This window comes from Anoxybacteroides tepidamans, from assembly GCF_014201465.1.
Classification (GTDB): domain Bacteria; phylum Bacillota; class Bacilli; order Bacillales; family Anoxybacillaceae; genus Anoxybacteroides; species Anoxybacteroides tepidamans.
Map to the genome: position 1 here is coordinate 114,190 of NZ_JACHEP010000006.1, position 9,516 is coordinate 123,705.

The 9,516-nt window shown below is 44.4% G+C and carries 10 protein-coding genes; 9 read left to right on the forward strand and 1 reads right to left on the reverse strand.

The window, feature by feature from the left end; translation table 11 throughout:
• Positions 1-42 precede the first annotated feature (42 nt).
• The 3 genes from HNQ34_RS07955 (at position 43) to HNQ34_RS07965 (ending at position 1,943) form a co-directional block, all read left to right on the forward strand.
• Positions 43-306 (forward strand): DUF1294 domain-containing protein, encoded by a 264-nt coding sequence (locus tag HNQ34_RS07955; RefSeq protein WP_183253344.1) that lies wholly within the window; start codon positions 43-45, stop codon positions 304-306.
• Positions 303-791, forward strand: coding sequence for a dUTP diphosphatase (locus HNQ34_RS07960; RefSeq protein ID WP_183253346.1), 489 nt, complete (start codon positions 303-305; stop codon positions 789-791). Before HNQ34_RS07955 ends, HNQ34_RS07960 begins: the two co-directional genes overlap by 4 nt.
• 69 nt (positions 792-860) lie before the next feature.
• Positions 861-1,943 carry a M42 family metallopeptidase gene (locus HNQ34_RS07965; protein ID WP_183253347.1) on the forward strand — a complete coding sequence of 361 codons (1,083 nt, stop codon included), beginning with the start codon at positions 861-863 and terminating at the stop codon, positions 1,941-1,943.
• Between the two features lie 42 nt (positions 1,944-1,985).
• Here HNQ34_RS07965 and sspI read toward each other — a convergent pair whose 3' ends face one another.
• Positions 1,986-2,195 carry a small acid-soluble spore protein SspI gene (gene sspI, locus HNQ34_RS07970; RefSeq protein ID WP_183253349.1) on the reverse strand — a complete coding sequence of 70 codons (210 nt, stop codon included), beginning with the start codon at positions 2,193-2,195 and terminating at the stop codon, positions 1,986-1,988.
• A gap of 94 nt (positions 2,196-2,289) precedes the next feature.
• Here sspI and HNQ34_RS07975 point away from each other — a divergent pair, with 94 nt between their 5' ends.
• The 6 genes from HNQ34_RS07975 (at position 2,290) to HNQ34_RS07995 (ending at position 8,981) form a co-directional block, all read left to right on the forward strand.
• The gene (locus HNQ34_RS07975; protein ID WP_183253351.1) at positions 2,290-3,045 is read left to right on the forward strand and encodes a TrmH family RNA methyltransferase; all 756 of its coding nucleotides are present in this window, start codon (positions 2,290-2,292) and stop codon (positions 3,043-3,045) included.
• Between the two features lie 35 nt (positions 3,046-3,080).
• On the forward strand, positions 3,081-3,491 hold the full coding sequence (locus HNQ34_RS07980; RefSeq protein WP_183253353.1) for a hypothetical protein: 411 nt from the start codon (positions 3,081-3,083) through the stop codon (positions 3,489-3,491).
• A 127-nt stretch (positions 3,492-3,618) separates the two neighbouring features.
• A complete protein-coding gene (locus HNQ34_RS17710) occupies positions 3,619-3,744 on the forward strand; it encodes a hypothetical protein (RefSeq protein ID WP_281375943.1) in 126 nt (41 codons plus the stop codon).
• 328 nt (positions 3,745-4,072) lie between these two features.
• The gene (pheS, locus tag HNQ34_RS07985; RefSeq protein ID WP_183253355.1) at positions 4,073-5,107 is read left to right on the forward strand and encodes a phenylalanine--tRNA ligase subunit alpha; all 1,035 of its coding nucleotides are present in this window, start codon (positions 4,073-4,075) and stop codon (positions 5,105-5,107) included.
• 15 nt (positions 5,108-5,122) lie between these two features.
• Positions 5,123-7,537: a phenylalanine--tRNA ligase subunit beta gene (gene pheT, locus HNQ34_RS07990; RefSeq protein WP_183253357.1), complete on the forward strand. Its 2,415-nt coding sequence runs from the start codon at positions 5,123-5,125 to the stop codon at positions 7,535-7,537.
• 223 nt (positions 7,538-7,760) lie between these two features.
• Complete coding sequence (locus HNQ34_RS07995; protein WP_183253359.1) at positions 7,761-8,981, forward strand: hypothetical protein; 1,221 nt, start codon at positions 7,761-7,763, stop codon at positions 8,979-8,981.
• The last annotated feature ends 535 nt before the right edge of the window (positions 8,982-9,516 follow it).

Genomic DNA, 9,516 nt, shown 5'->3' on the forward strand with positions numbered 1-9,516 from the left:
CTCGTTTATGAGAATGGTCCTTTTTTTAAGGAGAACATTGCCATGATCTATATCGTACTCGTCAACGTCATCGGCTTTTTAGCCATGGCGGTCGACAAATACAAAGCAAAACATCGAAAATGGCGTATCGCTGAACGTACGCTTTGGCTTCTTTCGCTTGCGGGCGGCGCGATTGGTACAACGGCCGGCATGTTTTTGTTTCGACATAAAACGAGGCATCGCGCATTCCGTTATGGCTTGCCGCTTGTTGCCATTTTAGATGTTCTTATCTATGTCATTTTTTATCAATGGGGGAGAAGAATATGAATGTTCAAACGCTTTATTCTTTACAACGGCAATTAGATGAACGGATTGAAACACAGCACGGGCTGCAGGGGGAAAATCTCGTCGATCGCAAAATATTAGCGCTGCTTGTCGAGGTTGGGGAACTGGCAAATGAAACGCGCTGTTTCAAATTTTGGAGCTCGAAACCGTCTGCTCCGCAAGAAATCGTTCTTGAAGAATATGTAGACGGTCTGCATTTTATTTTATCGCTTGGGTTAGATCTTCAGTTGGCGGAGCGAGTGGAGTGGCCGGACGTTCAAGCAAGCAAACCGCTTGTTGCACAGTTTTTAGACGTTTTCCAAGCGATTCACTTATTTGAACAGGCACTAAGCATAGAAACGTACGAAGCATTGTTGCGTTCGTATGTGGAGCTTGGGCATGCTCTTCAATTTACGTCGGAACAAATTGAGCGAGCGTATATGGCGAAAAACGCAGTGAACCACGAACGGCAAGATCAGAATTATTAACCAATTTTTGTACATTGGCATATGTTTTCGATATAATAATGAAGGAGCAGATGTGAAAGGGGTTTGAACATGATAAAGGATCCAACGTTGACGATGTTAAAAGAATTAACGGATGCAAAAGGTGTGCCAGGCAATGAACGGGAAGCGCGGGAAGTGATGAAAAAATACATAGCTCCTTACGCAGATGAAATCACGACAGACGGCCTTGGCAGCTTGGTTGCGAAAAAAGTCGGGAAAGAAAACGGTCCGAAAATTATGGTCGCAGGCCATTTAGACGAAGTCGGTTTTATGGTGACACAAATTGATGAAAAAGGGTTTATTCGCTTTCAACCGCTTGGCGGCTGGTGGGGGCAAGTGATGCTTGCCCAGCGTGTGACGATCATGACGAAAAAAGGCGACATTACCGGTGTTATCGGCTCGAAGCCGCCGCACATTTTGCCACCGGAAGCGCGCAAAAAACCGGTCGAAATCAAAGATATGTTCATTGATATCGGCGCCTCCAGCCGCGATGAAGCGCTTGCTTGGGGTGTACGCCCAGGCGATTCGATCGTTCCATATTTCGAGTTTACCGTCATGAACAACGAAAAAATGCTGCTTGCGAAAGCATGGGACAACCGCATCGGCTGTGCGATTGCAATTGACGTATTAAAACAATTAAAAGATGTGGAGCATCCGAACGTGGTGTACGGTGTCGGCACCGTTCAAGAAGAAGTCGGGTTGCGCGGTGCGAAAACATCGGCAAACTTTATCCAACCAGACATTGCCTTTGCCGTTGATGTCGGCATTGCCGGCGACACACCGGGCGTTTCCGAAAAAGAAGCGATGGGCAAGCTCGGCGCCGGTCCGCACATCGTCTTATATGATGCAACGCTTGTGTCGCATAAAGGGTTGCGTGAGTTTGTGATCGATGTCGCGGAACAATTAAATATTCCATATCACTTTGATGCGATGCCGGGCGGCGGTACAGATGCAGGGGCGATTCATTTAACGGCAAGCGGTGTTCCAGCGCTAACGATTGCGATTCCGACGCGCTACATTCACTCGCATGCGGCGCTGCTTCATCGTGACGACTATGAAAATACGGTGAAACTGCTCGTCGAAGTGATTAAACGTTTAGATGAAGCAAAAGTGAAAGAGATTACGTTTAATTAAAATGAAGAGGGAAGTGCACCGTCACTTCCCCTTTGTTGCTTGCTATTGCTTTACTGCTTGTTCTAGCGTCGAAAGCATCGTTTCTTTTTGCTGCTCGTTCGAATGGTTCCAAATCGCTTCAAAAAGAACGCCAAGACCTGGCAAATATTTTTCTTCGCCGCGTTGAATCGCGTCGACAATCGTATCCTCTAACTGCTCTTTCGTATTGTTGGCCACGTTGTTCATGACCGCATGACGTAAGTTTAAGTTCAATTTGTTCACCTCGCTTTATGTATTACACGTTTATTTTTGGCGCGCTTTTCAGTTATTATGTATAGAGGAGATAAGTGGAAAGGAAGAAAGGGCATTGAAACGCATTGAATCAGCGAAAAATCCGCAAGTGAAGCAATGGAAAAAGCTGTTGTCGAAAAAAGAACGCGATAAAACAGGCCTATTTTTGATTGAAGGATTCCATTTAGTGGAAGAAGCGTTGAGAAGCGGTGTGGACATTGTTCAATTAATCGTGGACGAACAAAAAACGCTTCCGCCAAGCTGGAATGTAGACAATATTCTGATCACTCTTGTCACAGAAGGAGTGATGAAAGAAATGAGCGATACAGAAACGCCGCAAGGAATCGTAGCGGTTTGCCGACAATGTTCCTGTGAACAAACCGAGATGAAAACCGTATTAATGGTCGACGCGGTGCAAGACCCAGGCAATCTTGGCACGATGATTCGGACAGCCGATGCGGCTGGAATCGATGCGGTCATTCTCGGGGAAGGTTGCGCGGACTTGTATAACCCGAAAGTGATTCGCGCGACACAAGGATCACTCTTTCACTTGCCGATTATAAAAGGAAATTTAGAAGAATGGATGGCACGTTTCCAACAACAAAACGTGCCCATTTACGGTACATCGCTACAAAACGGCGTCGATTACCAGAGCGTAACGCCCGCTGAAACGTTTGCCCTTCTTGTCGGCAATGAAGGAAGCGGCGTTCGACGCGAGCTATTGGAAATGACGACGACGAACTTATATATTCCAATTTATGGGAAAGCAGAATCGTTAAACGTCGCCGTTGCGACCGGAATTTTGCTTTATTATTTACGCCATACACGATAAAATAGATATATGTGAGAGCGAAAGGGGTGAGGGGAATGGATGAAATTAAAGTGTTATTGCATGTCATCCTTGAGCGTCTTGATGTTCAAGGTGCCCACATCGAACAAATGAAGCTAGATATCGCTCGACTGCAAGGAGACATGAAACAAGTTAAAGAAGACATAGCAATGCTCAAAGAAGATGTCGCAATGCTCAAAGAAGATGTCGCAATGCTCAAAGAAGATGTAGCTGTGTTAAAAAGAGACGTTGCAATGTTAAAAGAAGATGTTGAAGTATTGAAAAAGGATGTCGAGGAATTAAAAAAAGATGTCGCTGTGTTAAAGCGCGATGTGGCTGCTTTAAAAGAAGGGCAAGTCCGCCAAGAAAAAATTTTAGAGCGGCTGGCAATCCGCTCGATTGAGCATGAAGTTCAAATCGAAGAATTGCGTAAGGCAGTGACGGCATAATATTGCGTTTGTTCGTTTGTTTGCTTATAATGAATGGAGAATTTTATATCGAAAACAACAATGATCGAGAAGAGTAGCTTGCCGCTCGCCATCCAGGGAGAAAACGCCGAAGACTGGGAGCGTTTTTATGGTCGAAGCAAGTGAATTCACCTCGGGAGTTGGCGCTTGGACCATTTTGCGCGTGCAAAATGTAAAGGCGTTCCGGCATGGCCGTTATCGTAATGAAGCGAGCAGCTTTTTGCACAAGTATTGATTATCCATTATTTCACTAAAAAGCACAGAATGCATATGACGAAACAGAAGCTTTTCTGCCTCATCCTTCGAACAAGAACGCCTGCGGGCAAATGTCATTTGCCCGCAAAGCGTTCATTGTTAGAGGAGGGCATGCTAACATGCCCAGTCGGCAAGCGATCCGCTTGCCGACTACGGCAGAAAAGCTAGGAATAGAGTGATCTCAACTAGTTTTTAATGGTTAATCAACACGCTTGGGCTTTTTGCTGCTAACAAGGGTGGTACCGCGAGTTCACTCGTCCCTTATATGAGGGGCGAGTTTTTTATTTTTACATAGAGGAGGGTTTTCCGTGAAAGAACGGTTACAACAGCTTCAACAAGAAGCGCTTGAAAAAATTGAACAGGCAAACGATTTAAAAGCGCTTAGCGATGTGCGTGTGGCATATCTCGGCAAAAAAGGCCCAATTACGGAAGTGCTACGCGGTATGGGATCGCTTTCTCCAGAAGAGCGCCCAATCATGGGAGCGCTTGTGAACGAAGTACGCGAAGCGATTCAAATGGCGTTAGAAGCGAAACAAGTAAAACTTGAGCAAGAAGAAGTGGAGAAAAAATTGGCGAAAGAAGCGATTGACGTCACGCTTCCAGGACGTCCGATTAGACGCGGTAACCATCATCCGTTGACGCGCGTCATTGAAGAAATTGAAGATTTATTCATCGGCATGGGCTATACGATTGCCGAAGGGCCGGAAGTCGAAAAAGACTATTACAACTTTGAAGCGCTCAATTTGCCAAAAGGCCATCCGGCGCGCGATATGCAAGATTCGTTCTACATCACCGAAGAGATTTTGCTGCGCACGCACACATCGCCGGTGCAAGCACGGACGATGGAAAAGCATCAAGGGCGCGGCCCAGTGAAAATCATTTGTCCAGGAAAAGTGTACCGCCGCGACAACGACGACGCGACGCATTCACATCAATTTACGCAAATTGAAGGGCTTGTCGTCGACGAAAACGTTCGCATGAGCGACTTAAAAGGAACGTTGCGCGAGTTCGCCCGCAAAATGTTCGGCGAAGACCGCGACATCCGCTTCCGTCCAAGCTTTTTCCCATTTACCGAGCCGTCGGTCGAAGTCGATGTATCGTGCTTCAATTGCGGCGGACATGGCTGCAACGTATGTAAAGGGACGGGCTGGATCGAAATTTTAGGTGCAGGCATGGTGCATCCGAACGTGCTCGAGATGGCTGGATTTGATTCGAAAAAATATACCGGCTTTGCGTTCGGCATGGGACCGGAGCGCATTGCGATGCTCAAATACGGCATTGACGACATTCGCCATTTTTATCAAAACGATCTTCGGTTCTTGCAACAATTCGATCGGGTGTAAAGGGAGGTTGGAACGATGTTTGTTTCATATAAATGGCTACAGGAATATGTCGATTTAACAGGCATTACCGCAAAAGAGTTGGCGGACCGCATTACGAAAAGCGGGATCGAAGTAGAAAGCGTTGAAGTGTTAAGTAAAGGAGCAAAAGATGTTGTTATCGGCCATGTGCTTGAGCGTGAGCAACACCCAAATGCCGATAAACTAAGCAAATGTTTAGTCGATATTGGCGAAGGGGAGCCGGTGCAAATTATTTGCGGGGCGCCGAACGTGGCAAAAGGACAAAAGGTTGCTGTCGCCAAAGTCGGGGCTGTTTTGCCGGGCAATTTGAAAATCAAACGGGCAAAATTGCGCGGCGAAGAATCGAATGGAATGATTTGCTCATTGCAAGAACTTGGTGTAGAATCTAAAGTCGTTCCGAAGCCGTACGCTGACGGCATTTTCGTCTTCCCAAGCGATGCGCCGGTCGGTGCGGATGCGCTTGAATTGCTCAACTTAGACGATGAAGTATTGGAGTTAGGATTGACGCCAAACCGCGCTGATTGCTTAAGCATGATTGGCGTCGCTTATGAAGTGGCGGCGATTTTAGGGCGGAGCGTGAAGCTGCCGGCAATCGAACTTCACGAAAACAGTGAAAGCGTTCATGATTATATTTCTGTGCGCGTCGACGCACCAGAAGACAATCCGTTATACGCGGGGCGCATTGTGAAAAACGTGAAAATCGGTCCATCGCCGCTTTGGATGCAAACGCGTTTAATGGCGGCCGGCATTCGTCCGCATAACAATGTCGTCGATATTACGAACTACATTTTGCTTGAGTACGGCCAGCCGCTTCATGCATTTGACTACGATCGCCTCGGTTCAAACGAAATTGTCGTTCGCCGCGCGAAAAACGGCGAAACGATCGTGACGCTCGACGATACGAAACGGACGTTGACGGAAGATCATCTTGTCATTACAAATGGCAGCGAACCGGTTGCGTTAGCCGGTGTCATGGGCGGAGCAAACTCCGAAGTGCAAGACGATACGACAACGGTGTTTATTGAATCGGCTTATTTTACAAGTCCGGTTATTCGCCAAGCGGTAAAAGACCATGGTTTGCGCAGCGAAGCAAGCACGCGCTTTGAAAAAGGAATCGACCCAGCGCGGACAAAAGAAGCGCTTGACCGCGCGGCCGCATTGATGGCGGAATACGCAGGCGGCGAAGTCGTTGGTGGCGTTGTCGAAGTGAACACGCTGCAACCAAAAGATGTTGTTGTCACGATTACGTTAGATCGCATCAACAACGTACTCGGCACAGCGATCACGAAAGAGGAAGTTGCGAATATTTTAACAAACTTGCAATTTATGTTCATAGAAGATAACGGAACGTTTACGATTACCGTTCCATCGCGCCGCCGCGATATTGCCATCGAAGAAGATATTATTGAAGAAGTGGCGCGCCTTTATGGCTATGACAACTTACCGGCAACGCTTCCAGTCGGGGAAGCAAACCCAGGCAAGCTTACACCATACCAAGCAAAGCGCCGCCACGTGCGCCGTTATTTAGAAGATGTCGGTCTGTTCCAAGCGATTACGTACTCGCTCACAAACGAAGAAAAAGCGACGATGTTTGCCCTTGAAACGGCTGAACCGATCCGTCTCGCTCTTCCAATGAGTGAAGAACGCAGCGTCTTGCGGCAAAGTTTAGTGCCGCACTTATTGGAAGCAGCAAGCTACAACCGTGCCCGCCAAGTTGAAAACGTAGCGCTATACGAAATCGGCTCGGTATATTTAGCAACGAATGAACACGAGTTGCCAAACGAAAAAGAACGATTAGCCGGCGTCTTGACAGGAGTATGGCACGCGCATGTATGGCAAGGAGAGAAAAAAGCGGTTGACTTCTATGTCGCAAAAGGCATTTTAGATGGTTTGTTTGCGTTGCTAGGATTAGAGAACCGTATCGAATACAAGCAAGCAAAACGCGAGCACCTTCATCCAGGTCGCACAGCTGATATTTTGCTAGACGGAAAAACGATCGGATTTGTCGGTCAGCTTCATCCGATCGTGCAAAAAGAATTTGATTTGAAAGAAACGTATGTGTTTGAGTTAGACATTGAAGCGTTGCTGAAAGCGGAAGTAGATGACATTCGCTATACCGCGATTCCACGCTTCCCGTCCATTACGCGCGACATTGCCCTTGTTGTCGATGAGCATATCGTGGCAGGTGACCTTGAACAAGCAATTATTAAAGCGGGCGGCGAACTGTTAAAAGACGTATCCATTTTCGACGTCTACAAAGGCGACCGTCTTCCAGAAGGCAAAAAATCGATCGCTTTCTCGCTCCGTTACTACGACCCAGAGCGGACATTGACGGACGAAGAAGTCACCGCGGTGCATGAACAAGTGATCAAAGCGGTCGAACAACAATTCGGCGCCACATTGCGCGGGTAAAATGAAACCCCCATCTGATGCATGAGCATTGGATGGGGGTTTTTATGTCCTTGTCGGATCGGTGGGGGCGTTTTCTTTTTGAAGTCCGCCATCTCGTGTCGTTATCCGACAAAAAATGGCGGGGTTCCGACACAAGTTGGCGGTGAAAAGAAAGGGGGTTAGATATATAATTGAGGTAAGTGAGAATAGTGAAAACACTGCGTGAGATAAAAGGGGGAGTGTTATGCCTACTATTTCTGTAAAAACTTCATTTCAACAAAAAACAAATTCCTATACACCAATGATTGCAGCTCCTAAGCCTTCTAGCTCTGTAGCAACCTCGGTGTCACATTCAACATCCAACACGACGATTTCGAAAGATGTTGTAATTATTAGTGATGCTGCGAAAAAAGCTTATCAAAGTACAGTTTCCCAAAATAATGCTTCTCAGACCGTAGCAAATATCGTTACCAATAAACCTTCTCAATTTCCTTCTGTTATTCAAGGAATAGCTAATAAAAATTCGGGAAATTTTGAAGTAAAAACAACAGCTAGTACCTCTGCAAAGACAGCGAATACTGTACAAGTATCTGCTTTTCGGGTTGCGGAAAATAAAAAATCAGATGCTACTGATATAAAAACATTAGTTAATAATTTGAAGAAGCTTGAGAAATATACAAAATCTTACTTAATTATTGATACAACTAAACGTATTAATGATCATGATTTAGAATACTTAAGATCTACCAAGTATGACGGCTTTAAGTGGGATGTTACAGCTGGTACCATAGATGATAAACATGTTAAATATATTGAATCAAAAAACAAAAAATTAGATAATTTTTTTAGTCCAAATGGTCAAGGCGCTTTTATAAAAGATCCTGTCACTGGTGACAAGATTGACTTCATACATATGGCGGCAACCATTGATGCAATATTATCAAATACTCCTGTTCCTGATTCTTGGGCTGGATGGGCGGGTGATTTGCATACTGCATTAGGAGACCTCCAAGAAAATACTAAAGATTCAAACAAACTAAAGGTTCTTCAAAAAGAAGCAAAAAAAATTATTGGGGGTAACAGTTCATTCTCAAGGGCTGATATATTGGCGGATGTAGACGCTGTAAACATTGCTAATATGATGAAAGAAAATAAAAATTTACTACTATCTGATGCAATTAAGAAATATTATTCAAAGTCTGGTGATGCACATCACCGCTTTAGTGAATTTATCGAATCTTTCGGAGGTACAAAGAAATTTAAAGAATCTGTTGACAGAAACTTAACTAAAGTTGATGTTCATATTAAAATAGGCACAGCCGATGTAACACCTATATCCTTAATGGCCCCATTAGCAGAAAAAAAACGTAAAAAATATGGAATCCCAACAGATAATCAAATTAAAGCAATAGGTGATGCCTTCAAAAACTATATCATAAAAGAAGCTTCGAAAGAAAGAAAATAAAATTAAGACAAGGGGTATTTTATGTATAATTTTTCTGCTAATAATAACAATAAAGGAAGAATTTTTACTTACAGTTCTTTAATATTATCTATAATCTTCTTTCTTTATGCACTAGGTACATTAATAGTAGGGCCAAATGATCACGTTACTTGGTTTAACACATTATATAGAGGCTTCTTAGGGATAATTTTTGGTGCTATTTTTTTAGTAACATTTAGAAGTAATTCCGACAAGAAAATAAAAATTTTTAGAAAAGTTGTGTGGTTAGGTATCGCCTTAGTTACTTTGTTTTTCTTATTTGTCGTTTTTATCTATCTAGTCTTCATATTTGGTTAATGAATACAAATAAAAACCCTCTCGACTGATAAGGGTTTTTCAGTAATCATTTTCGCTGTATTCATTGAAAAAGGGGTATTTAAAAAACCCGTGGTGCTAGATAAACCCAAGTTCGACAGTTTTGAGACCATTTTAGGCAAATGGAAATGACTAAAATGCTTTTATATCAAGGATTTCGTGATTGCGGATCCTAGAAAAA